At 72.1% G+C, this 26694-nt stretch carries 22 protein-coding genes; 6 read left to right on the forward strand and 16 right to left on the reverse strand.

Annotated features, from left to right (window positions below; translation table 11 throughout):
* Positions 1–101: 101 nt before the first annotated feature.
* Both ACGFZW_RS04745 and ACGFZW_RS04750 read left to right on the forward strand, forming a co-directional pair.
* Complete coding sequence (locus tag ACGFZW_RS04745; protein WP_393891570.1) at positions 102–3350, forward strand: amidohydrolase family protein; 3249 nt, start codon at positions 102–104, stop codon at positions 3348–3350.
* 299 nt (positions 3351–3649) lie between these two features.
* Positions 3650–4930, forward strand: a complete 1281-nt coding sequence (locus ACGFZW_RS04750) for an acyl-CoA dehydrogenase family protein (protein WP_393891571.1) — start codon at positions 3650–3652, stop codon at positions 4928–4930.
* A 105-nt stretch (positions 4931–5035) separates the two neighbouring features.
* On the opposite strand, the gene ACGFZW_RS04755 is transcribed toward ACGFZW_RS04750, so the two are convergent.
* From ACGFZW_RS04755 to ACGFZW_RS04790, 8 genes are all read right to left on the reverse strand, one after another.
* The gene (locus tag ACGFZW_RS04755) at positions 5036–5641 is read right to left on the reverse strand and encodes a GAF domain-containing protein (protein WP_393891572.1); all 606 of its coding nucleotides are present in this window, start codon (positions 5639–5641) and stop codon (positions 5036–5038) included.
* Complete coding sequence (locus ACGFZW_RS04760) at positions 5638–6258, reverse strand: ATP/GTP-binding protein (RefSeq protein WP_393891573.1); 621 nt, start codon at positions 6256–6258, stop codon at positions 5638–5640. Before ACGFZW_RS04760 ends, ACGFZW_RS04755 begins: the two co-directional genes overlap by 4 nt.
* Positions 6236–6640: a DUF742 domain-containing protein gene (locus ACGFZW_RS04765; RefSeq protein ID WP_393891574.1), complete on the reverse strand. Its 405-nt coding sequence runs from the start codon at positions 6638–6640 to the stop codon at positions 6236–6238. The genes ACGFZW_RS04760 and ACGFZW_RS04765 overlap by 23 nt, the downstream gene beginning before the upstream one ends.
* A gap of 2 nt (positions 6641–6642) precedes the next feature.
* The gene (locus ACGFZW_RS04770) at positions 6643–7092 is read right to left on the reverse strand and encodes a roadblock/LC7 domain-containing protein (RefSeq protein ID WP_393891575.1); all 450 of its coding nucleotides are present in this window, start codon (positions 7090–7092) and stop codon (positions 6643–6645) included.
* Positions 7082–9211 (reverse strand): sensor histidine kinase, encoded by a 2130-nt coding sequence (locus ACGFZW_RS04775; RefSeq protein WP_393891576.1) that lies wholly within the window; start codon positions 9209–9211, stop codon positions 7082–7084. Before ACGFZW_RS04775 ends, ACGFZW_RS04770 begins: the two co-directional genes overlap by 11 nt.
* Positions 9212–9366: 155 nt before the next feature.
* A complete protein-coding gene (locus ACGFZW_RS04780; RefSeq protein WP_393891577.1) occupies positions 9367–10554 on the reverse strand; it encodes an MBL fold metallo-hydrolase in 1188 nt (395 codons plus the stop codon).
* Positions 10555–10874: 320 nt separating this feature from the next.
* Positions 10875–11747 (reverse strand): GNAT family N-acetyltransferase, encoded by an 873-nt coding sequence (locus tag ACGFZW_RS04785; RefSeq protein WP_393891578.1) that lies wholly within the window; start codon positions 11745–11747, stop codon positions 10875–10877.
* 79 nt (positions 11748–11826) lie between these two features.
* Positions 11827–13233, reverse strand: a complete 1407-nt coding sequence (locus ACGFZW_RS04790) for an NAD(P)/FAD-dependent oxidoreductase (protein WP_393891579.1) — start codon at positions 13231–13233, stop codon at positions 11827–11829.
* Positions 13234–13536: 303 nt separating this feature from the next.
* On the opposite strand from ACGFZW_RS04790, the gene ACGFZW_RS04795 reads away from it, so the two are divergent.
* On the forward strand, positions 13537–14520 hold the full coding sequence (locus ACGFZW_RS04795) for a carbohydrate kinase family protein (RefSeq protein ID WP_393891580.1): 984 nt from the start codon (positions 13537–13539) through the stop codon (positions 14518–14520).
* 60 nt (positions 14521–14580) lie between these two features.
* Here the strand turns inward: ACGFZW_RS04795 and ACGFZW_RS04800 are convergent, their stop codons facing one another.
* Positions 14581–16089: an alpha/beta fold hydrolase gene (locus tag ACGFZW_RS04800; protein ID WP_393891581.1), complete on the reverse strand. Its 1509-nt coding sequence runs from the start codon at positions 16087–16089 to the stop codon at positions 14581–14583.
* 112 nt (positions 16090–16201) lie between these two features.
* Here ACGFZW_RS04800 and ACGFZW_RS04805 point away from each other — a divergent pair, with 112 nt between their 5' ends.
* The gene (locus ACGFZW_RS04805) at positions 16202–17107 is read left to right on the forward strand and encodes a MerR family transcriptional regulator (protein ID WP_393891820.1); all 906 of its coding nucleotides are present in this window, start codon (positions 16202–16204) and stop codon (positions 17105–17107) included.
* A 26-nt stretch (positions 17108–17133) separates the two neighbouring features.
* Here the strand turns inward: ACGFZW_RS04805 and ACGFZW_RS04810 are convergent, their stop codons facing one another.
* Genes ACGFZW_RS04810 through ACGFZW_RS04820 form a run of 3 tightly spaced genes read right to left on the reverse strand, consistent with a single transcriptional unit; the run spans position 17134 to position 19163 of the window.
* Positions 17134–18021 carry an SAM-dependent methyltransferase gene (locus ACGFZW_RS04810; RefSeq protein WP_393891582.1) on the reverse strand — a complete coding sequence of 296 codons (888 nt, stop codon included), beginning with the start codon at positions 18019–18021 and terminating at the stop codon, positions 17134–17136.
* Positions 18018–18293, reverse strand: a complete 276-nt coding sequence (locus ACGFZW_RS04815; protein ID WP_393891583.1) for a DUF397 domain-containing protein — start codon at positions 18291–18293, stop codon at positions 18018–18020. Before ACGFZW_RS04815 ends, ACGFZW_RS04810 begins: the two co-directional genes overlap by 4 nt.
* 3 nt (positions 18294–18296) lie before the next feature.
* A complete protein-coding gene (locus ACGFZW_RS04820) occupies positions 18297–19163 on the reverse strand; it encodes a helix-turn-helix domain-containing protein (protein ID WP_393891584.1) in 867 nt (288 codons plus the stop codon).
* Positions 19164–19300: 137 nt separating this feature from the next.
* Between ACGFZW_RS04820 and ACGFZW_RS04825 the strand changes: the two genes are divergently transcribed.
* Entirely contained in the window at positions 19301–19762 is a 462-nt protein-coding gene (locus ACGFZW_RS04825; protein WP_393891585.1) for an ATP-binding protein, read from the forward strand.
* A gap of 432 nt (positions 19763–20194) precedes the next feature.
* On the opposite strand, the gene ACGFZW_RS04830 is transcribed toward ACGFZW_RS04825, so the two are convergent.
* A complete protein-coding gene (locus ACGFZW_RS04830) occupies positions 20195–20995 on the reverse strand; it encodes an SGNH/GDSL hydrolase family protein (protein ID WP_393891586.1) in 801 nt (266 codons plus the stop codon).
* Between the two features lie 273 nt (positions 20996–21268).
* On the opposite strand from ACGFZW_RS04830, the gene ACGFZW_RS04835 reads away from it, so the two are divergent.
* Positions 21269–22078, forward strand: coding sequence for a tyrosine-protein phosphatase (locus ACGFZW_RS04835; protein ID WP_393891587.1), 810 nt, complete (start codon positions 21269–21271; stop codon positions 22076–22078).
* 72 nt (positions 22079–22150) lie between these two features.
* Here ACGFZW_RS04835 and ACGFZW_RS04840 read toward each other — a convergent pair whose 3' ends face one another.
* From ACGFZW_RS04840 to dxs, 3 genes are read right to left on the reverse strand one after another with little or no spacing between them, the layout of a single operon-like run.
* Positions 22151–23344 carry a hypothetical protein gene (locus tag ACGFZW_RS04840; protein ID WP_393891588.1) on the reverse strand — a complete coding sequence of 398 codons (1194 nt, stop codon included), beginning with the start codon at positions 23342–23344 and terminating at the stop codon, positions 22151–22153.
* A gap of 19 nt (positions 23345–23363) precedes the next feature.
* Positions 23364–24746 (reverse strand): aspartate aminotransferase family protein, encoded by a 1383-nt coding sequence (locus ACGFZW_RS04845; RefSeq protein ID WP_393891589.1) that lies wholly within the window; start codon positions 24744–24746, stop codon positions 23364–23366.
* Complete coding sequence (gene dxs / locus ACGFZW_RS04850) at positions 24743–26650, reverse strand: 1-deoxy-D-xylulose-5-phosphate synthase (RefSeq protein WP_393891590.1); 1908 nt, start codon at positions 26648–26650, stop codon at positions 24743–24745. Before dxs ends, ACGFZW_RS04845 begins: the two co-directional genes overlap by 4 nt.
* Between the last annotated feature and the right edge of the window lie 44 nt (positions 26651–26694).

Here is a 26694-nt window from a genome sequence, read left to right on the forward strand (position 1 = left end):
GGCGCGCTTGGCGATGTCCGCCCCGGCCGGCGCCCGACATGACACGATCGGGCCGCTCACTCCCGGCGCCAAAGCCACAACCCCCTGTCGCAGGAGGATCGTTGGACTCCACGGACCGCTCCCCCTCGTCCCGCATCCCGTCGCCGCTGTCCCGCCGCAGCTTCCTCCAAGGCACGGCCTCGGCCGCGGCCGCCGCGGGGCTGGCCGGTATCTCCGCTCCCACCGCGTCCGCGCAACCGGTCGGGAAACCCGGTGCCGCCCTGTCCTTCACCGCCGCCACCAACGGCGCGGGGTCGCTCTCCCCGGCGGGTGACCGGCTGGTCGCGGAGATCCAGAACGTGCTGTGGTCGACGCCGCGCACCGGTGGCGAGGCAGTGGCACTCACCCCGCCCGACCTGGAGCCCACCCGTCCGGTGCACTCCCCCGACGGCCGCCTGATCGCGGTCTGCGCCTACCGCGGGGGCGGCTTCCACCTGTGGACGCTGCGCCCCGACGGCTCCGGGCTCCGGCAACTGACCGACGGCCCGTGGGACGACCGCGGGCCCGCGTGGTCGCCCGACGGCACCCGTCTCGCGTTCGCCTCCGAGCGGGGTGGCGACGCAGTGACCGGCAGTCCGTACCGGATCTGGGTACTGGAACTGCGGACCTCAAGGCTGACGCGGGTGACCGGGCTGCCCGGTCAGGACGGGCCCCACCAGGACGGTGCCTGGGAGGACTTCGACCCCTGCTGGTCACCGGACGGCACCCGCATCACCTTCGTCAGGGGAAAGGCGACAGCCGCAGCCGGCGCACCCGCCGCGCTGGTCTCGCGGACCGTCGCGTCCGTGCCCGCCGACGGCTCCGGCCCGGTGCGCACCGAGCACACCGAGGCGGCCGCCGCAAAGGTGATGGTGCCGGCCCTCTCCCCCACCGGGCGGCTCGCCTACCTGCGCACCACCGACTACCCGAGCCCCACCTGCACCCTCGTGGTGGACGGTGAGCGCGTCGCGGTCGACGGCGACGTGGAGCCGGTGCCGCCGCGCTGGGTGTCCCGGGACGAGCTGCTGCTGACGGTCGGCGGACAGTTCTCGGTGGTGCGGGTGAACGCACCGGACAGGATCGAGACGATCCCGTTCTCGGCCCGGCTGCCGCTGGAGCGGCCCCGCTACCGCGTCAAGGACTACGACTTCGAAGGCACGGCGGTCCGGCCGGTGCGCGGTGTCCATCTGCCTGCGCTCTCCCCGGACGGCCGCACGGTAGCCTTCGCTGCCCTCAACTCGCTCTGGGTACAACCCACTTCGGGTGGCGGCGCGCCACGCAGGATCGTCCGGGCCGACGCCACCCGCTATGTCCTCGCGCCGAGCTGGTCGCGCGATGGCCGGTCGCTGCTGTATTCGGACGACCGGGACGGGCTGTTCGCGGTCCGACGACGCGACATGGCTTCGGGCGAGGAGACGGTGCTGGCCACCGGCGGCCGGGTGCAGCCGGCGCTGTCGCCCGACGGCGGGCGGCTGGCCGCGCTCGACATGTCGGGCAATCTCGTCGTACGGAATGTGGCCACAGGGACCGAGAAGGTACTGGCCACACCGCTGGGCAGCGGCGGCCTGCCCGGTCGCCCGAGCTGGTCGCCCGACGGACACCACCTCGCGTTCTGCGACCGCAATCGGCTCAACCACCGCTTCCGCGAGGGCTACAACGTCATCCGGGTCGTGGACAGCGAGACCGGCAAGGGCCGGCTGCACGCACTCGCCGAGCATGTCTCCCTGGCCGACCGCTACGACTCCGGGCCCGTCTGGTCGCCCGACGGTCGCTGGATGGCGGTGATCGCCGAGTCGGCGCTGTGGGTGCTGCCGGTTCGGGCCGACGGCACACCGGACGGTGCTCCGCGCCGGCTGACCGACGAGAGCGCCGACCACCCGTCCTGGTCGGGCGACTCCCGGACGCTGCTGTACCTCTCGGCGGGGAAGCTGCGGCTGATCGAACTGTCCGACGGCGCGACACGCACGGTGCCGGTGACCCTCGACCACCGCAGGACCCGCGCCCGGGACGTCGTCGTCCACGCCGGACGGTTCTGGGACGGCACCGGAGACGCGGTGCGCGAGGACGTCGACGTGGTGGTGCGGGACGGGCGGATCACCGCGGTCACCCCGCACCGGGCCGGCCGGTCCGGCGCCGGGACGGCCCGCCGGGTGGACGCCTCCGGGCAGACCGTGCTGCCTGGCCTTTGGGACGCGCACACCCACCCCTGGCAGACGACTTACGGCGGGCGGCAGACCGCCCTGCAGCTGGCGTACGGCATCACCACCGCGATCTCCTGCGGCGGCTTCTCCTATGAACAGGCCCGCGTCCGCGAGGCCGTGGCGGCCGGTGCGCTCGCCGGGCCGCGACTGCTGACCTGCGGGGAGCTGCTGGACGGCGGACGGGTCGCGTACAGCATGGGACGCGCCCACCGCACCCGCGCCGGACTGCGGCGTTCGCTGGAGCGTGGCGCGGCGCTGGACTGGGACTTCGTCAAGACCTACGTCCGCGCTCCGGGCTGGGTGATGGAGGAGGCCGCACGTTTCGCCCACCACGAGCTGGGGGTGCGGGCCGGCAGCCATCTGCTCACCCCGGGCGTCCAGTTGGGACAGGACCTGACGACCCATCTACAGGCGACGCAACGGGCCGAGTTCGGGCACGCGGTGTCCTCGGCGGGGCACGCGTACCAGGACGTGGAGGAGGTCTACGCGGCGACCGACTTCAGCCTGGTCGCCACCCCGTTCTCGGCTGCCGCCCTGCTCGGCGACGATCCGGCACTGGCCGATGACGACCGGGTGGGGACCCTGATGCCGCCCTGGGACGCCGCCTTCGTGAAGGAGGGCGCCGGACACCGGCCGACCCCCGCGCAACTGGCCGACATCACGACGGAAGTGGCCGTCTACCGGCGAGTGCTCTCCCGCGGCGGAGTGGTCGCGCTGGGCACGGACCAGCCCCTGTCGCCCGTGGGCCTCGGGCTGCACCTGTGCCTGCGGGCGCTGCACCGGGGCGGCCTCAGCGTGCCGGCGACGCTGCGCACCGCGACCACGCTGCCCGCCAGGATGTTCGGTGCGGAACGGGATCTCGGCACGCTCGAGGTCGGCAAGCTCGGCGATATGACCCTGGTCGACGGCGATCCGTTCACCGACTTCGACTCGCTGGTGCGCACCTCGGCGGTGCTGCGAGGCGGACGGCTCTTCTCGCAGCGGGAGTTGGTCGGCACCTTCCCCCTGCCCGCAGGCCGCCGGGAGACACCGAGGTCCACCAGGGCTGCCGGGCGCCCGGAGGCGTCCGTCGACTGGCTGGAGGTGGGACGGCAGCAGCGCAGGGAGACCTGCTGCGACGCCGCGCACTGATGTCGAGGGCGCTCCGTGGACCGCCGGGGAGGCGTGGGGTGGCGCGACTTCGGGCCCTTCCGGAAGCGCTCTCCACCCTCGCTGAGCAGGGGGGTGGTGCGCATGTGCCGCACGCTTCAACTCCGCGTACCAATGCCACCAGTTGATGTTTTATGCGTCGCGCAGTAGGTATGCCAACGGGTATTGCGCACGGTGAGCACCGGATCACGGAACGGAAAGGGCTTCGGGCGGCACCACCGGTGGTGCCGCCCCGAGGGCGGGAGCGACCGGCGCGGGAGGAACGCGGAGGAGGGCTCGTCTTGCATCGCTATTTCACCGACCGGCGGCATGAAGCGCTCCGGCAGCGGGTGAGGGACTTCGCCGAGAGCGAGGTCCGCCCCCGCATTGCGGAGATGGAGGCGAGCCGAACCGTTTGCCATGACCTTTCGCGCCGCATCGCGCGTCAGGGGTGGATCGGCGCGACCGTGCACCGCGCCTACGGCGGGATGGGTGCGGGACACGTCGCCAAGACGCTCATCATCGAGGAGATCTCGCGGGTCAGCGCCGCGATGGGCGCCATGGTGCAGGCATCCCAGCTGGGCGTCGCCAAGATCGTCCACTTCGGGACCGAGGAGCAGAAGAAGACCTGGCTGCCGGCCGTGGCGTCCGGCGACTGCCTGCCGACCATCGCCGTGACCGAACCGCAGTCCGGCGGCCATGTGCTGGGCATGACGACCACCGCGGTCCGCGACGGCGACGACTACGTCATCGACGGCCGCAAGATCTACGTCGGCAACAGCCATGTCGGCGATCTGCACGGCGTGGTCGTCCGCACCGGCGAGGGGTCCAACGGGCTGTCGGCCTTCCTCGTGGAGTCCGACCGCCCGGGTTTCCGCGTCGGGGAGCAGCGGCCGGCGATGGGGCTGCACGGCTTCAGCTTCGGTGAGCTGTTCTTCGACAACTGCCGTGTCCCCGCCGCCAATCTGCTGGGCAGGGAGGGCGACGGTCTCTCCGTCGCCTACTCCTCCAGCGTGCTGTACGGCCGGCCGAACCTGACCGCCGTGTCGCTCGGGATCCACCAAGCGGTGCTGGAGGAGACGACGCGATTCTGCACCGAGCGGCAGCGCTACGACAAGCCGCTCGCCGACCTCGGCACCATCAAGCTCAAGCTCGGGCGTATCCAGTCGCGGCTGCTGCTCGCCCGCCTCGCCGCGTACCACGCCGTCCATCTGCTGGACCGGGGCGAGCCGTGCGACGCCGAGTTGATGAATGCCAAGCTGGTCAATGTGGAGTCGGCGCTGGAGTCGGCGCAGGACGCGATGGACATCCATGCCGCGTGCGGCCTGTTCACCGACCGGCCCGTGGAGCGCTTCCTCCGCGACGCGCACCACATCTTCGCGCCGGCCGGCACCTCCGACATCCAGTTGCTGCGGCTGGGCGAGCTGGCGCTCGGCCGTGCGAAGGGCGAGTGGTCGAGTCGCCTGGCGGATGTGCTGCGTCTGGAGCCGTCGGAGCGCCCCGAGGAGGAACCCCCGGCCACGGTGCCCGCCCAGCGCACCGCGCCGACGCAGAAGAGTTCGTGGTTCGCCCGCCTGAGATGAGCGAACCGGCCCGCAACAGCTCGCAGGCCGCCGGCATCGAGCCGACGGCCTGCGGGGTCCGGCCACCCGGCCCGGTTCCGCGCCCTCGCGGCGCGGGCCGAGCCGTCAGGGCGCGTCGGCCTGCTGCCGCTCCATGTGATGGATCTGCTCGACGAGTTCGGCGGCCATCGACTTGATGGTCTCCAGCCCCTCCCGCCCCCACGGGCGCGGTTCGAGGTCCACGACGCAGACGGTGCCCAGCGCCATGCCCGTACGGTCGATGAGCGGGGCGCCCAGGTAGGAGCGGATACCGATCTCGTCCACGACGGGATTGCCCGCGAACCGCGGGTAGTCGCAGACGTCCTCCAGCACCAGCGCCTTGCGCCGGACGACGACATGCGGGCAGTAGCCGTGGTCGCGGGCCATCACCCGGCCCGGCTGCGCACTGGCGGGCGCCGGCCCCAGTTCGATGGCCTGGTCCTGTGCGGGCGTATAGAGCCCGGCGAAGTACTGCCGCTCCTCGTCGATGAAGTTGACCATGGAGTACGGCGCCCGGGTGGTGCGCGCGAGCTTGCGCGCGAACTCGTCGAACGCGGGCAGCGGCGACTCACCGATCCCCAGCGCGCGCAGCCGCGCCACACGCGCCGGCGCCTCGTCGTCCTGCGGCGTCAGCAGCAGATGGCGCGTCGGGTCGTAGGCGGTGTACGAGGCGCGGGAGGCGGGGTGGTTCATGGCAGCTCCGGGGTCGCGGCGAGGACGGGAGTGAGCAGATGCTGGACGAGCGAGACCAGGATGTGCGTGGCCGAGCTGCACTGGCGGGCGTCGCAGATCACGACGGGGACGTCCGGGGAGAGGTCCATCGCGCTGCGGACCTCGTCGGGTTCGTAGTGGTAGGAGCCGTCGAACTCGTTGACCGCGACGATGAATTGGATGCCGCGGCGCTCGAAGAAGTCGACGGCCGCGAAGCACTGGTCCAGGCGGCGGGTGTCGGCGAGGATGACCGCGCCGAGCGCACCGTTGGACAGCTCGTCCCACATGAACCAGAAGCGTTCCTGTCCCGGCGTCCCGAAGAGATAGAGGACGTGCTCGGGGCTGAGGGTGATCCGCCCGAAGTCCATGGCGACGGTCGTGGTGTTCTTTCCCTCGATACCGGCCAGATCGTCGGTGCCGACGCTGATCTGGGTGAGGAGTTCCTCCGTGCTGAGCGGTTCGATCTCGCTCACCGCTCCGACGAAGGTCGTCTTGCCGACCCCGAAGCCGCCCGCGATGAGGATCTTGAGTGCGGTCGGGAACGGGTCGTGCGTGGTGTCCCCCGGGGTCACGGGGTCACAGTCGTTTGCGAAGTCCATTCAGCACCGCCTCCAGGAGGGCTCGGTCGGTCCGGGACGCGGGCCCTGCCGAAACGGCCGCGGGAGCCCGCGCGGTGAGCGCTCCGCAGTCGACGAGGTCGGCGAGGAGCACCTTGGTGACCACGGCGGGCAGCCGTATGTGTGCGGCGATCTCGGCGACCGAGACCGGACCGCCGCACAGCCCCAACACCTGTGCGTAGTCCGGCCCCTGGCAGGTGGCGGGCCGTCGTCCGGTGGCCATCACCATGGTCAGCAGATCGAAGTGCGCCGTGGGGCGGGTCCGGCCGTTGCTGATGGTGTACGGGCGGACCAGCCGGCCCGCCGCGTCGTCGTACCACGGTGACTCCTGGCCCCCTTGCCGCCGTCGGCGACGCAACCCCATGGTCAGCGACCGCCCGCCGATGCCTGGTGTCGCGCGGGGGTGGACAAGTACGGCCGGACGCTCTTGACGAGCATTCCCATCTCGTAGCCCAGCACCGCCACGTCGGCCTCCCGCCCGGCGAGCACGGCCAGACAGGCACCCGAGCCCGCGGTGGAGACGAACAGGAACGTCGTCTCCAGCTCGACGACCACCTGCAGGACGTCATCGCCCTCCCCGAAGCGCGCTCCGGCACTGCGGGCGAGGGAGTAAAGGCCGGAGGAGAGGGCCGCCATGTGGTCGGCGCTGTCCTGGTCGAAGCCATGGGCGGCCTTGACCAGGCCGTCGGACGACAGCAGGAGCGCACTGCGGGCATGCGGCACGCGCTGCACGAGTCCGGTCAGCAGCCAGGACAGGTCCGTGTGCTGGCTTCCCGGCAGCTGCGCCTGGGGCTGCGTGTGCACATCACTCACCATGGTTGTGGTCGTCTCCTCGTGGGCGGGCCATCGGGGCGTCTCGGTCACGGTCATAGAGCAGGTCGTTGCCGCCAAGGCTGCTGAAGTCAACGCCCTGGCCTGCGGTGTTTCCGGCTTCATAGGTTTCGTCGGCGAGGCTCACACCGCGCCGGAAGGCGGCCATCAGACCGGGGTCGTGCTCGGGCTCCGGCCCCGAGCGGCGCTCCGCGGACGGCAGGATCGGATCGCCGCGCAGCTCCGGGACGAGGTGCTCCTGCTTGCGCCGGCGCGGCAGCAGCGGCCGGGCCGCGTTGTCCGCCGGGGGCGCGGGCGGGAGCAGCACCGGGCCGGGGTCGGCGGGGCGGTCGTCCTGGGCGGGGTGGGCGGTGCCCGCAGCCGGGTGGGCGGGAGCGGAGGCCGCCTCGGCGGCATCGCGGAGGTAGGGCTCCTGGTGAGGTGCGGCGGGTGTCCTGGCGTGGCTCCCCGTGGTGTGTCCGGTGCTCCCGGTGTGGGCGTGGGCCGCCGTGCGGTCGACGGAGCGGGTGGGCAGCGGCGGTGGCGGCTGCTCGGGGGCGTACCGATCGGGGGCCGGTTCGGTCGACGGGGCCGGTGCCGCGGCAGGGGAGGCCGCGCTCACCAGCCGGCGCCGGGTGGGTGCGCTCTCGGGCCCACCGTCGGCAGGGGCGCCGAAGTCGCGCGGCGGCCCTTCGAGCGACGGATCGGGGGCCGGACCCAAGAGCGCGTCCCGGTCCCGGCTCACCTCGTGACGGAGGCCGTACGCCTCCTGGTACCCGCCGTCGTGCTCGCGGACCGGGTCGGAGTCCGGCGACCCCGCACGGAACGGCTCCAGATCCGCCGACTCCGTGCCGAGCAGGCCCGAGGGAAGGATCAGCACGGCCTGCACCCCGCCGTAGATGTTGCTCTGCAGGCGCACCACGATGCCGTGTCGGCGGGCGAGGGAGGAGACCACGAAGAGGCCGATCCGCCCGTCGCTCAACAGCTCGGCGACGTCGACGTGTTCGGGGTCGGCGAGCAGCGCGTTCATGCGCGCCTGTTCCTCCGCTGACATGCCGAGGCCGCGGTCCTCGACCTCTACCGCGAGGCCGGCGGTGACCAGTTGCGCGCGCAGCAGTACGGGGGTCTGCGGGGCGGAGTAGAGGGACGCGTTCTCGACGAGTTCGGCGAGCAGGTGGATGACGTCGGCGACGGCGTGCCCGCGCAGGGTGCCCTCGATCGGCGGCACGAGCTTGATCCGCGGGTACTGCTCGACCTCGGCGATCGCGGAGCGCAGCACCTCGGTCATGGTGACCGGGCGGCTCCACTGGCGCCGGGAGATGGCGCCGCCGAGGACCGCGAGGTTCTCCGCGTGCCGTCGGATGCGGGTGGCGAGGTGGTCGACATGGAAGAGGCCCTTGAGCAGGTCCGGGTCCTCGACCTGGTTCTCCAGCTCGTCAAGCAGCTCGATCTCGCGGTGCACCAGGGATTGCAGCCGCCTGGCGAGGTTCACGAAGACCTCGACCTTCTGCTCGCTGCCGGTGGCGTTGTTGCGCGCGATGGCGACGGCGTCGATCACCGCGGACTCGGCCGCCCGGCCCGCGGCGGCCACCTCGTGCGCGAGCAGGTCGAGGGTGTCACCGGTGGGTGCGAGCGTCGCGTCCGGCTCGCGGTGCTGGAGCCATTCGCCCTGGCGTACCCGGTCCAGGAGCTCGTACAGGTCGGCCTGGCTGCGGGCGCAGACCTGCCGCAGCCGGGCGTAGCGCGCGACGGTGGCGCGCGCCTCGGAGTTGGCGGCGGCGCCGGCGGTGAGCACGATGACGCAGATCATTGCCAGTCCGCCGAGCAGCACCGCCCACTCACGGCTGGTCAGCGTGGCGCCGCCGGCCTGCACGACGAATGCGGTGACGGCGGTGCAGGTGGCGGCGACCAGGAGGCCGGGGACGGCGGCGAGCCGGATCAGACGGGACCGTATCGCCGAGTCGGCGGCCGACTCGGGGAAGGACGCCCGGCCGTGCCGTCCGCCTTCACGCTCCCGTCGCCGCGGCGAAGTGGGGACGGGAACGGCCCCCGGGGAACCCTGAGCTCCGTGGGACCTCTGAGTCTCCTGGGACAGCTGGGTCCCCTGGGGAAATGCGGTAGGCATCGGCGCCCTCCGGATCGGCCGTTGGCAGTCGCGGAGCACGCACGCTAGTTGTTGCCCGGGTGGTATTCGGACCCACTTCGAGGTTTCGCTACCCCTCGCCACCTCCTTGGGTGGGCGCCACCCGCACTGTCGTACGAGTCAATCCGAACCTCCGTTCAAGCGGAGGGAGTTGATGCCTCCTCGACCGTGCTCGGCATGGTGACGCGCACCGGCGGCCAGCTCGGCCAGCCGTGCACCGGCGGCACCGCGACCGCTCGCCACCACGGCTCCAACACCGGCTCCGCCGCGGGCTCGAACGGCTTGCCCGGTAGCGGCGCGACCACCGCCGCCCCCGCCTCGCGCGCCGCCGCGACCGTGCGCTCCACGGGCTCTGCCCAGGGGTGCGGGGCCAGGTTGAAGGTGCCCCAGTGGATCGGCAGCATGGCGCCGACGGGGCTGCCGCCGGAGAGGTCGGTGTGTGCCTGCATCCCCTCCTCCGGCGTCATGTGGATGTCCGGCCAGAACTCGCTGTACGCGCCGATCTGGATCATCGTCGCGTCGAACGGTCCGTGCTGTGCGCCGATCTCCGCGAAGCCGGAGAAGTACCCGGTGTCGCCGCTGTGGAAGATCCGGTGCTCCGGCCCCGCGACCACCCAGGACGCCCACAGGGTGTGCTGCGGGCCGCGCAGCCCGCGCCCGCAGAAATGCTGGGCGGGGGTGGCGGTGAGGGTCAGCCCCCCGAGGTGGGTGGATTCGTGCCAGTCGAGTTCGGTGATCCGCTCCTCGGGCACGCCCCAGAACTCCAGGTCGGCGCCGATGCCCAGCGGCACCACGAAGGCGGCGCCGGAGCCGATGAGGCCCTGGATCGTCTCCATGTCCAAGTGGTCGTAGTGGTCGTGCGAGATCACCACGACGTCGACCGGGGCCAGCTCCGCCAGCTCGACCGGCACGGGGTGCATCCGCTTGGGGCCCACCCAGGTGAACGGTGAGCACCGCTCGCCCCAGACCGGGTCGAAGAGCACCCGCCGGCCGTCGATCTCGGCCAGCACGCTCGAATGCCCCATCCAGGTGAGCCGCAGACCGGAGGCCGGCGGCCGGCCCCACTCCTCGGCGGTGGGCCGGTGCACCGGGATGCGGCCCACCGGCGCCCGGCGCAGCCGCCCGTCACGGCTCAGCTGCGTACGGGCCATGGGCAGCGCGGATCCGTTGAGCAGCTGACTGGTCGCTATCGGATTGCGGAACTGACCGTCCACGAACTGCGGCGACCTACGCATTCTGGCCAGCCGCTCCCCGGTGGGCTCAGCGCCGAAACTCGCGGGGCGAAGCGCGCTGAGCCCAGCGCGGCGGGGTCGGGAACCGGTCACGGTACCTCCAGGGTCGGGGCAGTCGCGAAGTGAACGGGCTGCGCGAGCGGCAGGTTCCGGCGCACCGGGCCTCGCGGCGCCGCCCTGCTGCGGCACCACGACACCCTGACGTGAACACCATCACCCGCAGACACAAACGGCGCGACCGGCCGTGCCATTCCGGGGGGCGGTGTGACGTTGCCGTCACGGTCGCTCAGCCGACGGCCCGGCGGCCGGCCGGCGGGGTGCGGGGAGCTCCCGGTGCGGCCGTTTCCGGCCACCGGGCCGCGTCCGGGTCCGACCGACCCCGGGCGCGACCGGCTCAGGCCGCCGGTTCGGTGTCAGTCCTGCCCGGCTGGGAGGAACTCCAGGTCGACGTGGTCCTCGACGGGCCGGTAGCCGATTCGCCGGTAGAGGGCGTTGCTGGTCGCGTTGGCGAGGTCGGTGAAGAGCAGTACCTCCTGGGCGCCGGAGTCCCGTGCGGCACGCGAGAGGGCACTGGTCACGCCTGCCGCGTATCCCCGCCCGCGCAGCTCGGGCGGGGTGTAGACAGGAGCCACCCGGGCCGAGCCGGCCACCGTGCGGGTGATCCCGGCGAGCGAGACGGGGCGCCCTTCGACCTCCCACAGGGTGCAGCGGCCGTCGGCGAGCCGATCGTCGACCGCGCCGGCGCCCCGGGGCTCCGGACTGCCGATGTCCGCGGCGAAGGCGGCGAACCAGTCGAGCAGCAGGTCCCGGTCGGCGAAGGTGGCGGGGCGGGCCGCGCCCGGCGGCGCGGGCTCGGGCGGGGTGAGCGTGCCGAGGCGGTAGAGGCGCCGGCGTGCGGCGGTTGCGACCATGCCACCGTGCCTGCGCCGCCAGGCGGACGCGTACGCCTCGGCCGCGGGCCGGCAGGCGTTCACCCCGGGTACCGCCAGGGCTCGGCGGGCCAGCGCGTCCACCAGCGCCGTCGCGGCGTCGTCCCCCATCGGCGAGAGCAGGGCCGGGCGCGGCGGGGTCCGCACCACGGCGGCCTCCACCGGCCGCCCTGCCGGCTGCCACCACCCGAACCACGGGGCGCGGTCGCCGTAGGCGTCCGGCCCGATGGCGCGCAGCGAGGCCGCGACGGACAGCAGCACGGACAGCAGCACGGTGTGCTCCGTGGGCCGCGCCCGGAGGAACGCGCCGGCGGCCTCCTCGAAACGGTCGATATCGCCTGTCAGCGTCCACGTCATGCCCCACCTTCCCGCGGGGGATCCGGCGGACGCATCCGATTTCCGCGTCCGGGGGCCGGAGTGCACCGGCCCCCGGGCGTCACACCGTCTCGACGGCCTCCGGCGGGGCGGCGAGCCCCGGCCGGCGCGGCAGGAAGACGGTGCGCAGGACGATGCGCGGCGCGACGAGCCGGGAAAGTGGCGCGGTCAGGCAGAAGACGTCCCGGTAGGCCGCCCCGACAACGGGGTCGATGGCTGCCCGGGCGACCAGCCGGTCGAAGTACCAGGCGGCCAGCCGCTCCCCGCGGCCCGCTCCGGCGTCGCCGTCGGTCGTGTACGGGCGGTCCGCGCCGACGGCCGCCACCCATGCCGGATCCACCGCGCGGGACACCGCCCGCTGTGCCTCGGCGGTGAACCCCGGGACCGGGCCGCCGGTTCTCTCCAGGGTGCCGCGCACGGCGAGCGCGGCGAGCGCGGCCACCGACATGCCCTGCCCGTAGACGGGGTTGAAGGTGCAGTAGGCGTCCCCCAGTGCGAGGAAGCCCTCGGGCGCCGCGTCGGTGCGTTCGAAGTGCCGACGGCGGTTGCAGGTGTCCCGGAATCCGTGCACCGGCGAGACCGGCTCGGCACGGGCGAGGAGTTCATGGACGTACGGGTCGCCGATGGTGGCGCTGAAGCCGAGGAATCCCTGCGCGTCGGTGGGCGGGTGGTGCCCGCGCACACCCGAAAGCGTCAGCAGCCACTTACCGTCCTCGACCGGTACGTACGCGCCGCCGCGCGGGCACTGCGGCCAGCCGGGGATGTTCACCCCCACGTCCGGCGCGGTGTCCGGGTCGCTGGGCCGGTACTCCCGGGTGGCGTAGGCGATTCCGGCGTCGACGGTCTCCTCGTGCGGCGCGGGCCGGCCGAGTTCGGCGTACCACTGCGGGGCCCTGGAGCCGCGGCCGGACGCGTCCACGACGAGCGTGGCGGACAGCTCGCGTGCGGAGCGGTCGGCCGGTTCGCCTCCCCGGGATCGCACGCGCACCCCGGTCACCCGCCCCGCGTCACCCGTCAGGCCCACCGCCTCGGTGGCCTCCAGCACCTCGACGCGGGTGGGCGAAGCCGCGGCCGCCAGGAGCGTGCGCTCCCGTACGACCGCGTCGAGCAGGGGCCGGGTGACGCTCAGCGTCGGGTGCCGTCGCTCGTCGAAGCGGCGCTGCCATCCGGTGGGCGTGCGGGTCAGCAGATCGCGTGGGAGGTACAGGCTGCGCGCCCCCGCTTCGGTGAGCGCCGCGACCGTACCCGGCAGCAGGTCATCCAGCGCGCGTTGCCCGCCGCTGAGGAGAATGTGCAGGTGACGGGCCTGCGGGACGCCCTTGCGGAAGGCCGGGGCGGCGGGGTAGCGGTCGCGTTCGACGACGGTGATCGTCTCGACGTGTCCCAGTAGGGCGGTGACGGCGAGCATCCCGGCGAGCCCTCCGCCGATCACGATCGCGGTGTGTCCGCTCCCGGCGTGCGCTGCCATGCGTTTCCGCTCCCCACCCGGCACGCCCGGCGCGCACCAACCGATCACTGGCGCCCCAGACTTCATCGCGCGCACAGCGATGTCAACGCTCGTTCCGGTAGGCCGGATCGCGTCCCCGCCGCCCCGCGCCCGGGGCGCCGCCGTCGGCCGAATCGCCCCGGAACCGCTTCTCAGCTGCTCTTTCCTCCCGCGCGTCACGGCAGTCCCTGACATCCCGTTATGTGGTGGCCCTGCGTCTACACTCCCGTCAGCGGACGGGAACGTCCGCAAACGGTCTCACCAGCAAGGGATTCAAGGACGCTTGTGACATTCCAGCAGGTAACTGAGCCGTACGACGTCCTCGTCATCGGCGGATCGGGCGTGGACACCACCGTGCAGGTCGGCGCGCTCCCCGTGCCGGCCGTCGACGCGTATCCGGTGCCGCCCATCCGCGAAGGGGCGGGGCACACCGGCACCGGGGTCGCGCTCGGCTGCGCGGCACTCGGACTCACCACCGGATTCGTGGACTTCATCGGCGACGACCACCAAGGCACCCTGGTCCGGGAGCGGCTCGCCGGTACCGGCGTCGACTTCCGGCCGCTGATCTCTCCGCACGGCACCCGACGGGCCGTCAACCTCGTCTCCCCCGACGGCCGCCGGATGTCCTTCTACGACGCCCGCGACCCCCTCGACCTGCGGATGCCGCCCGAGCACTACCTTCCGGCGCTGCGCCGCGCCCGCCACGTCCATCTGTCGATCACGCACTTCGCGCGCTTTCTGTACGACGACATCGAGGCCCTCGGCATCCCCGTCTCCACGGACCTGCACGACTGGGACGGCCTGGCCGGCCATCACCGGGACTTCGCGCTCCGCTCGGACCTGGTCTTCCTCAGCACGGCCGGGGCGGGCGAACGGATCGGCCCCGTCATGCGGGAGATCCTCCGGGAGGGCCGGGCCGAGGTGGTCATCGCGACGGCCGGCGCGGGCGGCGCCTACCTCCTCACCCCCGACGACCGCACTCCCCGGCATGTCCCCGCCGCGGTCCCGCCCGGCCCCGTCGTCGACAGCAACGGCGCCGGCGACGCCTTCACCAGTGGTTTCCTCTACGGCCGGCGGGCGGGCCTGGACCTGGAGGAGTGTGCGCGGCTCGGCGCCGTGGCGGGCGCGTACGCCTGCACCTCGCCGGGCACCCACACCGCCCTCGCCGACCCGGAGATGCTCCGCCCCCTCACCCCGGCCGTCGACGAACCGCCCATCGAAGCCCTTCCCGGCCCACCGGACGCCGAGGTCTCCCACGCCGTGACCTAGGGCGTGGCCCCCGAGCCGCCCCGGCGGCCCGCTCCCGGGAGGGCGGGCCGCCACGGAGGGTCAGGCGCTCAGATGCCCAAGGACGGACCGCACCGCGTGCTCCACGGCGTGGCGCGCCTCCTCGATGTGGTCGATCGTTTCGAAGCCGTGGTGGCCGAGCGGCAGATCGATCACCTCCACATCGGCGCGGCACTCCTCGGCGACGGTCAGGAACTCCTCGACGGTCGCCGCGATTTCGGCGAGCTCCTGCCCCACGCGGGTCAGCACGATCGGCAACCGCCCCGCGGTACTCACCGCCGCCGCGGGGCGGAACCGGGAGGCGGAAAGGCCCCAGTTCGGCAGGGGCGCCAGGATGGGATAGTTCGCCGCCACACAGCGCAGCCAGGGTAGGGGCGCCGCGAGCCAGTCCGCCGACAACAGGCCGCCGCCGGAGAAGAACCAGAGTGCCACGCGGTCTTCGTCGACGCGCGGATCGGCGCGTACGCGCTCGACCGCTTCGGCGAGGTCCTCGGCAGCGCGCCCGTAGTCTGCGAGATCGTGCAGCCGGTGGTCCAGCGTCACGCCCACCACTCCCCGATGCGCGAGGTAGCGGCCGTAACCGACGAAGGCCGGCCAGTCCCGCGGCGTCGGCCGCACGCCGGCGGGAACGGGGCCGCCGTGGACGAACACCACCGCGGGACGGGGCCGGTCGGCGTCCGGCAGGTAGAGATCGATCTGCCCCACCCGCTCACGGGGCCGCTCCGGGACGTCCATGAGGAAGGGCCGGAGGTGCGCGGGCTGCTCGCTCGCCGCAGCGGACAGATGGTGCCCCTCTCCCGCGGCGGCCCGCAGGAGTACGTCGGCCAGTTCGTCCGGTGCGGAGAGCATCGGCCAGTGCCCGGTGGCGAGATCGAAGAAGCTCACCCTGGGGTCGGTGAGCGCCTTGAGGCGGGGACCGCCCAGCCCCACCAGGGTCTGGACCAGGGCGATGCTCGACCCGTTGGCGGTGCAGAGAACACCTGTCACCGGGAACTCAGCTGCGGCGTCCTTGAGTTGGAGTGGCTGGGTGAGTGTCGCCCGCGGCTGCGGCACGGCGCGGCGGGCCAGCTCCGCCAGGGACTCTGCCGGGACGCCGACGGTGCTGCCCCAACGCTCCCACTCGTCCGGCGAGGGCGGGGGGATCCTCCAGTCACCCCCGGCTGGGTCGGCCTGTGCCCGCAGCCGGTCGCGGAGTTCCTGGTCGGGCACCAGGTCGAGGGCCGGGTCACCGTCCTGGGGCACCCCGACATCGAGATGGACGACCCGGGCAATCCGCTGCGGGCGCCGGTCGGCGGCACCGAGCACCGGGTGGATGCCGTAGCAGTGTCCGACGAGCACCACCTCCGGGGCCTCCAGCTCGTCGATCAGCCGCACCAGGTCCGCGACATGCTTCTCCAGGTCGGTGTCCGGGCCCGCCGGACCACCGCCGTCACCCATACCGGAGAGTGTCACCGGATACGCCTCGGCGCCCGACTCCCGCAGCCCGGCGGCCACTTCCCGCCATACCCAGCCGCCGGTGTGGGCCCCCGCCACCAATACGAATGCCGTCATGCAGCTCTCCTCGCATGTCATGGTCCGCGAGACCGGACGCACCGGACCTTCGCGCTCGCCGATACGCTAGGAACTCCCCCTGAGGGAGGTTCAAGTAGTGCCCGCTGACAGCATGTGGAGCATCGGGGAGCTCGCCGCGCAGGCGGGCGTCACCGTCAAGACGGTCCGTTTCTACTCCGACCGCGGTCTGCTGCCCGAAGCCGCGCGCAGCGCTGGTGGCCACCGGCGGTACGGCCCCGAAGCGCTCGACCGGCTCCGCACGATCCGCTCCCTGCGCACTCTCGACCTGCCCGTCCCGGAGGTGGGCCGGATCCTCGACCAGGAGGGAGCCTTGGAGGACGCCATCGCGGGACAACTGCGGGAACTCGGCACGCGGATGGCTGCCCTGCGATGGCGGGAGGCCGCCCTCCACCTCCTCCAGGACTGCGCCCCCGAGGACCGCGCCGCGCGGCTGCGCCTCATCGGCGGCATGTCGACTCCCCCCACCACGGCCGCGCTGGCCCGGTTCTGGAGGCAGTGGCTGCCCCCGCGGCTCCCGGCCCGACTGACCTCCACGATCATCGAACACGCCGTGCCGCAGCCCCCCTCGGACCCGACCCCGGCACAGGTACTGACCTTCGCCCAGCTGCACGCCTTCGTCTCCGGCCCCTGCCACGGCGGCCGCGGGCAACACCAGCCCGCGGCACACAGGCGCGACGAGGGCTACCGGCCGGCCGTGCTCTACGACGGTCTCATCGAGGCGTACGCACTGGCCTCGCCCCCACTCCTCACGCAGCGGGCACCTCACGAGGGGCAGGCGCTCGACTGCTTCGTCGCCGCCTATGCCCACGCCTCCGGCACGCGCGACACCCCGGCCTTCCGGCGCCGGCTCAGCGGGGTGCTCGCCGCCGACCCGCGAATCGACCGCTACTGGCACCTCACCGCCGAACTGACCGACCCGTCGGAGCCGACCGCCGGCGCGGCCCACGACTGGCTCTGCGCAGCCCTGGACGCGCAGATCGCCGAGCCGGCCTCCTGAGGTGCCCGTCGGCGGGCGACGGGTGGTCAGTCCTTGCGACCCACCGCGCCGTAGAAGATGGTGTCGTTGAGTTCCTTCGCGCCGGGCACCTCGCCGTCCGGCCGCCACAGCGACACTCGTACGATCCCCGGGTCCAACAGCGTGAACGGCCCGAGGAGCGGCTCGATCTCGGCTTTCGACCGCAGGTTGAGGCTGGCGGTGGCGCTGCGGTAGACGTTCACCACGCCGTCGCGCGCCTGGACGTCGGTCCGGCCCGGGGCGTAGTCCTCGTAGGGCTCGCCGGTGGCGTGCGACAGGACGATGTGGCTGCCCGCGGGCAGCGCGTCGGCGAGGGTGGCGACGATGGCCGCGGGGTCCTCGTCGTCCCGGACGAAGTGCAGGACGGCGACGAGCAGCAGGGCCACCGGCTGATCGAAGTCGATCAGTTCCCGGACGACCGGGTGGTCGAGGATCGCCTTCGGGTCGCGGGCGTCACCGAGCACGAATCCGGTGCCTTCGGTGTTGGTGAGCCGCGCCCCGGCGTGGGTGGCCACGATCGGGTCGTTGTCGACGTAGACCACGCGGGTGTCGGGCGCGATCTCGCGGGCCACCTCATGGGTGTTGGGCGAGGTCGGGATGCCGGTGCCGATGTCGATGATCTGGCGGATGCCGCCGGCGACCAGGGAACGCACGGCCCGCTGCAGGAAGGCGCGGTTGGCGCGGGCGCTGAGGCGTATCTGGGGGTGGACCTCGATGACACGCTCGGCGGCCACCCGGTCGACCTCGTAGTTGTCCCAGCCGTCGAGGTAGTAGTCGTACATCCGGGCCGGGTGCGGCCTGCTGGTGTCGATGTCCCCCGCGGAGAACCCCGAGTTCTCCGGTCCCGGTGAGCCCTGCGGGCCGCGCGCCTCCGGGGCTATGTCCTGTTCGCTCACGCCGTCCTCCGTTCGGGGCGCCGACACGGCGCGGAGAGCAGGAAGTCGGCTTCGCCGGCCTTCGCGCCCTCGATGAAACTCACGATTTCGCGGTGGGTGTAGATCAGCGCCGGGCCGTCCGGGTCGGTCGACTGCCGCAGCGCCACCCGGCCGTCACCCAGCCTCATGGCCTCGACGCATTCGCCGCCGTTCCCCCCGCTCCACGGCTTGTGCCAGCCGTCGTTGCCCAGTTCCTTGGCGGGCATGCCGTTGTAGATGCGTATGCGATCCATGGTTCAGATCTCCTTGCGAAAGCCACCCAGAAGGGCCTCGGTGGTGTGTGCCGGCGCGGCCTGCGCACACATCCGGTCCAGGGCCTCCAGAAACTGCGAGACGTCGTTGCGCTGGTCGAAGTACACGGCTCCGACGAGGCTTTCCGCGTACGCGATGTCCGGGAGCTCCGGGATCGGGAAACGGAAGAGGTGGAAGGGCCCGTACATGGCGGGGTGCGGGCCGGCGGCGAACGGCACGATCTGCAACCGGACGTTGGGCAGGGCCGTGGCCTCCATCAGCCGGGTGATCTGGTCGCGCATGACCGCGGAGCCGCCGATGGGACGCCGCAGGACGGTCTCGTCCATGACCACCCACAGCATCGGCGCGTTCTCGCGGGTGAGCAGGGCCTGCCGCTCAAGGCGCAGCGCGACGATGCGGTCGATGTCTGCGGCGGGAGCGTGCGGCATGCCGGCCCGCAGCACGGCGGCGGCGTAGTCCTCGGTCTGCAACAGGCCAGGTACGTAGTGGGGTTGGTAGGCCCGAATGAGATTGGCCTCGCTCTCCAGGCTGACGAACGCACTGAACCACTCGGGCAGGACGTCCCGGAAGTTGTGCCACCAGCCGGGGCGGTTGGCCTCCCGCGCGAGGGAGAGGAAGCCCTCGATCTCCTCCTCGTCGCGAACGCCGTAGGTCGCAAGCAGCTTCTCGACGTACGGAAGCTTGAGGCCGACCTCGGCCTTCTCCATGCGCCGAATCGTGGCGTGGGTGACATCGAGAGCTTCCGCGGCCCGTTCGAAGGACAGTCCCGCCTTTTCGCGCAGGTCCTGCAGTCGCTTCCCGAGCACCACCCGCAGGACGGTCGGCGCACCCGCCGACCGTGGATCCGCCACGTCCGATCTCCTCCAACCAGCTTCAGGAATCAGCAGTGTGTCATGTCGTCAGCACCGGCGACAGACTGCATTCTTCGATTCTGCAAATTACAGAATGATCCTTGCCATCGGCGACCGACATCGCACATAGTTACGGAGTGGCTTCCTCCGACAACGCTTCTTCGTTAGGGCGCTGTGGCGGCTCCGTCGCCGAGCACCCCCAGGACGCGTTCCATCTCCCGGCGCGACGCACGTCCGTACCCGAGGCGCGCAGACGCGTCACGGCCCTGTTGCGCGCCTGGGGCGCGTGCCAACAGGTCCGTGACGATGTGGAGTTGGTGGTTTCGGAGCTGATCACCAATGCGATACGGCACACCGACAGCGAGAAGGTCGGATGTGAACTGAGGCTGGCCGGGGCGCACATACGCATAGAGATCACCGACCAGGGCGGCCCGCAGGCGTCGGCGCCGCACGCCCAGCCCGGCAGCGTGGACAAGGAGTGCGGGCGCGGCCTCTTCCTCGTCGGCGCACTGTCCGAGCACTGGGGGACCCGGCTCGACGCGACAGGTCCCGGCCGGGTGGTCTGGGCCGACCTGCCCTACACCTCAGCAGCGGACTGACCACGCCTTGCCCCTGCGAGGCTTGGGTGGAGACTTCACCCACGGGCCGGCGGGGCCGCTCTGAACGGATCCTCGCCACGAACTGCGCACGCCTCGCGAAGGCCAGGGCCTTTCGTTCGGTTCAGGCCGCGGGACCGACTCCGGATCCCACGGGCCCGCCCCGGTCCTTCCGAACCCTGCGACGATCTCGTCGAGAAGCCGGACGTCTGCCGGTGCGCCTCGCCCGTGGGGACGTCGACCCCCGCCCGCATGAATGCGTGAGATGAGGCCGACGTCCAGGTACGCAACGATCTTCGCTTCGTCAGGTTCGCCGGACGACCGCACCGGAGAACCCAGCGGCCCCGTCGTCACCTCGTCCGAACAGCCGAGGAAGCCGGGCAGCCTCAGCTCACCCATCGCCCCGCAACCCCGCGACGCTGCCCCGCGGCCGCCCTAGAGCGGCAGCAGATCGGGCCGCTTGGGCTCCACATCGTCGCCGGAGGACACGCCACGCAGCCGGCGCCCGATCCACGGCACGAGATACTCCCGCGCCCAGTGGATGTTGTCGCGCCGCGCCGCGGCGGGCGACCGCTCCGCCTCCGGGGGCCAGGGCTGGTCCGGGTCGGCGGGCACCTGGAGGCCGAGCACCTGACCCGCGCGCAGCGCGACCCGGGTGTGACCGTCGGCGGACAGGTGCAGCCGGTCGCCGCTCCACGCCCGCCGGTCCTGTACGGACTTCAGCGACCACAGGTCGAGCACCGGGCTGTCGTGACGGTCCGCGATGGCCCGGACATGCGCCGTGTAGGTCGCGATCTTGCCGCGCAGGTGCTTGAGCACAGGAATGTCGCGGGTGTCGAAGCCGGTGCAGAGCAGGACCGTGCCGACGGTCTCCCGCAGATCGGCGACCGCGGCCTCATAGCGCTCGGCGACCGCGTCGGGGTCCGAACCGGGCCGCAGGATGTCATTGCCACCGGCACAGAACGTCACCAGGGCGGGAGCCAGCTCCTTCGCCCGGGGCACCTGCTCCTCGACTATCTGGTCGAGGAGCCGCCCCCGGACCGCGAGGTTCGCGTAGCGGAAGTCCCCCTCGTTCCGCTGGTCCGACAGCAGGACCGCTAGCCGGTCCGCCCAACCGATGTACGCCCCGTCAGGCCCGGGGTCCCCGACCCCCTCGGTAAAGCTGTCCCCGACGGCTGCGTACGACCCGATGGCGCCGTGCGCGCCGTTACTGGTGTTCTTCGAATCGTCTGCCACGTCAGGACATACTTCACCCAGAGAAGTGACTTACGCCACCGTAACCAGGGGTTGACGTGGGGTGATTAATACCACCCGGTCAAATTCTCCTCAAGTCGGAATAACGATCGATCAGTGAGTGCCCACCGATCGGGCTGAAATCTGTCGCGGTGCGACCACGCGTCGCATTTCGCGCCCATCGTGTCCTGATTGCCTATTGCATGAATGTCGTATCGTCGAAGTTGCCCCGCCTCGTCGACGAGCAGCGTCGGCGGCCGACCCCGAGGAGCGCCCGTGACGCAGCAGACGCCGCAGGTCCCGTCGACCGAGACCGAACTCACGGAGGTGCGCAACTTCCGCGACGTGGGCGGGCTCCCGACCAAGGACGGGCGTCGCATCCGCGAGGGCCGGCTGTTCCGCAGCGGCCACCTCGCACACGCCACGGAAGAGGACACCGCGTTTCTCGCCGGCCTCGGGCTGCACACCGTCTTCGACTTCCGCAATGCCGCGGACATCAAGCTGGAGGGCCCCGACGTCGCCCTCCCCGGCGTGCGGAACGTGAACATTCCGCTGACGGACCCGGCCGACGGCGCCGAATTCTGGACGATGGTGCGCGACGGCGAGCTGGACCAGCTGCGGACCGCACTCGGCGACGGCAAGGCCGCGGCACGTATGGCGCAGACCTACCGCCACATCATCACCACCCGCACCGAGGACCACAGTCGGCTGCTGCACGCCCTCGCCGAGGACAGCCTGCCCGCCCTGATGCACTGCGCGGCCGGCAAGGACCGCGCCGGCCTGTCGGTCGCCGTGACGCTGCTGGCGGTCGGCGTGGAGCGGGACGCCATCGAGGCGGACTACCTCAAGTCCAACGACCCCCACCGCCGCTACAAGATCCGTCGCTCCGACAGCTCAGCGGTCGGGATGTCCCCGGAGGTCATGGAGCTGCTCTCGCCGCTGTTCGGGGCGCACACCGACTACCTGGCGGCCGCCTTCGACGCGATCCACCGGACCTGGGGCTCCACGGAGAAGTACCTCACCGACGGCCTGAAGCTGACGGCCACGACGCGCGACCGACTGCGTGCCCAGCTGCTGACCGGCTGATCCGGTGCGCTGACCTCCTGACCGGGTGAGCCGCGCGGCGAGCCCCGGGGGACGACGGACGTGTCCGGTCCGTCACCCGGCCGCCGCGCGCCCCGGCCACAGGTCGGGCTCCGTCACCCACCCCGCGACGAGCACCAGCCCGGACGCCCGGTGCACCGCGAGGAAACCGAAGGGTCTGTCGTAGCGGGCCGACACGCACAGCGCACGGTACGGCGTCGGCGGCACCGATCCCGCGGCGGCGGGCAGCACCGTGACGGCGGCCGCCCGGAAGCCGAGCGGGCCGAAGGTCGCGGTCGCGCACTGCCGCGCGGCCGACACCGCCAGCGGCTGCTCGCTGATCCCGGGGAAGTGCCCCCGGGAGGTGTCGGAAGCGGCGACCAGCCCGAAGAGCTCCGCCCTCTCCAGCAGATCGTGTTCCGCGTCGACGGTGAAGCGGGCGGCGGTCAACTGCACCCGGGCCACGCCGTCCTGACTCGGTACGGTCGTCACGCTCAGCCCCGGCCCGGCCCCTTCGGCCAGCCCGGCTCCCGACACCGTCGTGTACGCCCCGGACAGCACCGCCACACCATGGGACAGCACCGCACGGCCCGGCATGTCCTGAGGCCCGAGCAGAAGATGCACGTCCAGATCGTTGTCCCCCGCGACCTGCACCGCGGTCAGCGGGCCGCGCGGCGTGGTGTGGACGCGCACCTGCTCTGCGTTCGTGCCGGAGCGGCTGAGTCCTATCAACTCCCGCCCTGCCCACGGCCCTTCGACGAGCCTGAGCGGATGCGCGCCGAACGGCTCCTGCCAGGTCGTCCGCACCAGCAACGCGCTCGCCGGCACGAGCAGCGTCCCAGGGTCGATGCGCACCGGCATCCGCTCGATCAGCCCGTCGGTGTGCCGCCGCGCCCAGGCGTGCATCGCTTCCTCGTCCGCGCCGGCGTCCCCGGTCAGCTCACCGTGCGTACCCGGCGGCAGTCCGGCCCGCCAAGCCGGGCGCAGCACCAGGGACCGTCGGGTCCAGAGCCCCACCGCGGCGTCGACGCCCTGCGCCGTCCGGCACGCGGCCAGCAGGTCGCGGCCTTCGCGCGGAGCGTGCTCCGCCTCGATGCCGAGCGCGGCGGCGAGTTCGGCGCGGGCCGGTCCGGCCGCAGGTCCCGCGAGCAGCGCCTGCAACGGCCACACACCGGCCGCTGTCAGAACGGTGCCGCGCTCTCCCACCGCCGCCCGCGCCCAGCGCGCCGTGATGTCGTTGACGGCACGCACCGTCGTCGCGGCGACCATCCGTCCCCCCGCAGCCTCGTCACCGGTTGGCGACCGCCTGCTTGACCAGCGTCCGCCCGAAGTCCCACATCAGGCCGCCGCCCCCGTGGGCGTCGTCCATGACGGCGGTGAACGCCTCGACGAACCGGTCCACTTCACGCTCTCCGATGGTCAGCGGCGGAATCAGCTTAATGACCTCCAGATGGTCGCCGGAGACCTGGGTCAGGATGTGGTGCCGCTGGAGCAGCGGCACCACGACCATCTGCGCGAACAGGCCCTTGCGGGCCGCCTGCAGCATTGTCCAGCGGCTGCGCAGGCCCAGCGAGGAGGGCCGGCCGAACTCGATGCCGACCATCAGGCCGCGGCCGCGCACGTCGTGCAGCAGCTCGTACTTGCCGATGAGGGCCGCCAGGCGGGTGCGCAGCAGGTCGCCGGTGTGCCGGGCGTTGGCGACGATCTCCTCGTCCTCCATGACGCTGAGCACCGCGAGACCGGCCGCCATGGCCTGGGCGTTGGAGCCGAAGCTGGCGGAGTGCACCAGGACCCGGTCCATGGAGGAGTAGACCTTCTTGAAGATCCAGTCCTTGCCGAGGGTAGCGCTGACCGGGACGTAGCCGCCGGACAGGGCCTTCGCCACGCACACCAGGTCCGGTTCGACGCCGTCCTCGTGCTGATAGGCGAAGAAGTCGCCGGTGCGGCCGAGGCCGGTCTGCACCTCGTCGGCGATCAGCAGGCCCTTGTGCCGGTGCAGCAACTCCTGCGCGGCGCGCAGGTATCCGGGGGGCGCGGGCAGCACGCCCTTGCCCTGGATCGGCTCGACGATCAGCGCCGCCACATCGCCGTGCCTGATCTCCCGCTCCAACGCGTCCAGGTCACCCATCTCGACGGCGGTGTCCGGCAGCAGCGGGGCGAAGCCGTCGCGGAAGCCGTCCTCGCCGTTGACGGAGAGCGAGCCGGTGGTCAGGCCGTGGAAGGCGTGGGTGCAGTAGAGGACGCGTGGTCTGCCCGTGGCGAAGCGGGCGAACTTCAGGGCGGTCTCCACCGCTTCGGTCCCGCTGTTGCCGAAGAAGACCCGGTCGAGGTGCGGCGCGTAGGACAGCAGCTTCTCGGCGAGCAGGCCGGGCAGCGGCTGGCAGTCGAAACGGGTGAGGTCGGCCAGGCCGGCGTCCAGCACGTCGTGCAGCGCCTGCCGGACGACCGGGTGGTGCCGCCCGAGTCCCATCACGCCGAAGCCCGCGAGCATGTCCAGGTAGTCCTGGCCGTCGGTGTCCCAGAAGTAGGCGCCCTCGCCGCGCTCGTAGACCTTGTCGAACCCGATGGTGTGCAGCATGCGCGGGAGTTGGTGGTTGAGGTGGCGGGCATGCAGGTCGTAGCGCTCGCCGCCGCGCGCGGCGAGCAGTTCGGCGAGGTCGAATCCGGTCACGGCTGCTTCTCCTTGGGGGCCGGCACGGCGCTGATCCGGTGCAGGGCCGGTACGGCGCCGATCCGGGCGGCGATCTCGGCCGGGGTCAGTCCGATGTCGGCCAGCAGTTCGCCGCGCTTGCCGTGCGCCAGGAACTGCTCGGGGATGCCGAAGGTGCGCAGTGGCACGTCCAGCTCGGCGTCGCGCAGGGCGCTGCCGACCGCGGAGCCCACGCCGCCGGTGCGGCTGTTGTCCTCCACGACGGCCACCACGGTGTGCGTGGCGGCGAGTTGGGGGATCGCCGGGTCCACGGGTTTCACCCAGCGCGGGTCGATGACCGTCGCGCCGATGCCGCGCGCCGCCAGCAGTTCGGCGACGTCGAGGCAGACCGGCGCCATCACTCCGACGGCGACCAGCAGCACATCGGGCCGGTCGGCGCGGCGCAGGACATCGACACCCCCGATCCGCTCCACCGCCGCGATCGGCTCCCCCACCGACTCCTTGGGGAACCGGATGACGGTCGGCGCGTCGTCGACGTCCAGGGATTCCCGCAGCTCGGCGCGGAGCTGCTCGGCGTCACGGGGCGCGGCGATCCGCAGTCCGGGGACGACGCCCAGCATCGACATGTCCCACATGCCGTTGTGGGAGGCGCCGTCGGTGCCCGTGACACCGGCCCGGTCCAGGACGAAGGTGACACCGCACCGGTGCAGCGCGACATCCATCAGGACCTGGTCGAAGGCGCGGTTGAGGAAGGTGGCGTAGACCGCGACGACGGGGTGCAGCCCGCCGGTGGCCAGCCCCGCCGCGGACACCGCGGCGTGCTGTTCGGCAATGCCGACGTCCCACACCCGGTCCGGGTACGCCGCGGCGAACTTCCCGAGGCCGACCGGCTGCAACATCGCCGCGGTCAGTGCGACGACATCGGCACGCTCGGCGCCGATGCGGACCATCTCGTCACCGAAGACGGAGGTCCAGGTGGGTGCCGCGGGCGGCGCGACGGGCTCGCAGGTCAGCGGGTCCATCCTGCCGACGGTGTGGAAGCGGTCCGCCTCGTCCTCAAGGGCCGGGCGGTAGCCGCGGCCCTTCTCGGTGAGGCAGTGCACGATGACCGGGCCGCCGAAGCGCTTGGCGCGCTGCAACGCGGACTCCAGCGCCTCCAGGTCGTGACCGTCGATCGGACCGACGTACTTCAGCCCGAGGTCCTCGAACATCCCCTGCGGAGCGATGAAGTCCTTCAGCCCCTTCTTGGCGCCGTGCAGGCTCCCGTAGAGCGGCTTGCCGACGACCGGGGTGCGCTCCAGGATGTCCTTGCCACGGGCCAGGAAACGCTCGTAGCCGTCGGTGGTGCGCAGCGTGGCGAGGTGGTCGGCCAGGCCGCCGATGGTCGGCGCGTAGGAGCGCTCGTTGTCGTTGACAACGATGATCAGCGGGCGGTCCTTGGCGACGGCGATGTTGTTCAGCGCCTCCCAGGCCATACCGCCGGTCAGCGCACCGTCACCGATCACCGCCACGACATGGTCGTCCTTGCCGCGCACCTGGTTGGCCTTGGCCAGACCGTCGGCCCAGCCCAGCACCGTCGAGGCATGGCTGTTCTCGATGACGTCGTGCTCGGACTCCGCCCGCGACGGGTAGCCGGACAGTCCGCCCTTCGCCCGCAGCTTCGAGAAGTCCTGACGCCCCGTGAGCAGCTTGTGCACATACGACTGGTGACCGGTGTCCCAGAGGATGCGGTCGGCCGGCGAGTCGAAGACACGGTGCAGGGCGATGGTCAGCTCGACCACACCCAGATTGGGGCCCAGATGACCACCGGTACGCGCGACCGCTTGCACCAGGAACGTCCGGACCTCCTGGGCCAGTTCATCCAGCCGGTCCGTCGCGAGCGCCTTGAGGTCACGCGGCTGCCGGATGTGCTCCAGCATCGTCATGGATCACTCCCCCTCTACTGGTTCAGCTGACGACAGCGCCCCGC

Source organism: Streptomyces sp. NPDC048248, from assembly GCF_043201875.1.
Lineage (GTDB): Bacteria > Actinomycetota > Actinomycetes > Streptomycetales > Streptomycetaceae > Streptomyces.

Bases quoted from the DNA above. Each gene is read 5' to 3' on its own strand.
- ACGFZW_RS04755 (WP_393891572.1), bottom strand. From the start codon at position 5,641: ATGAACCACCCCGCCTCCCGCGCCTCGTACACCGCCTACGACCCGACG.
- ACGFZW_RS04760 (WP_393891573.1), bottom strand. From the start codon at position 6,258: ATGGACTTCGCAAACGACTGTGACCCCGTGACCCCGGGGGACACCACG.
- ACGFZW_RS04765 (WP_393891574.1), bottom strand. From the start codon at position 6,640: ATGGGGTTGCGTCGCCGACGGCGGCAAGGGGGCCAGGAGTCACCGTGG.
- ACGFZW_RS04770 (WP_393891575.1), bottom strand. From the start codon at position 7,092: ATGGTGAGTGATGTGCACACGCAGCCCCAGGCGCAGCTGCCGGGAAGC.
- ACGFZW_RS04775 (WP_393891576.1), bottom strand. From the start codon at position 9,211: ATGCCTACCGCATTTCCCCAGGGGACCCAGCTGTCCCAGGAGACTCAG.
- ACGFZW_RS04785 (WP_393891578.1), bottom strand. From the start codon at position 11,747: ATGACGTGGACGCTGACAGGCGATATCGACCGTTTCGAGGAGGCCGCC.
- ACGFZW_RS04790 (WP_393891579.1), bottom strand. From the start codon at position 13,233: ATGGCAGCGCACGCCGGGAGCGGACACACCGCGATCGTGATCGGCGGA.
- ACGFZW_RS04800 (WP_393891581.1), bottom strand. From the start codon at position 16,089: ATGACGGCATTCGTATTGGTGGCGGGGGCCCACACCGGCGGCTGGGTA.
- ACGFZW_RS04805 (WP_393891820.1), top strand. From the start codon at position 16,202: ATGTGGAGCATCGGGGAGCTCGCCGCGCAGGCGGGCGTCACCGTCAAG.
- ACGFZW_RS04815 (WP_393891583.1), bottom strand. From the start codon at position 18,293: ATGGATCGCATACGCATCTACAACGGCATGCCCGCCAAGGAACTGGGC.
- ACGFZW_RS04840 (WP_393891588.1), bottom strand. From the start codon at position 23,344: ATGGTCGCCGCGACGACGGTGCGTGCCGTCAACGACATCACGGCGCGC.
- dxs (WP_393891590.1), bottom strand. From the start codon at position 26,650: ATGACGATGCTGGAGCACATCCGGCAGCCGCGTGACCTCAAGGCGCTC.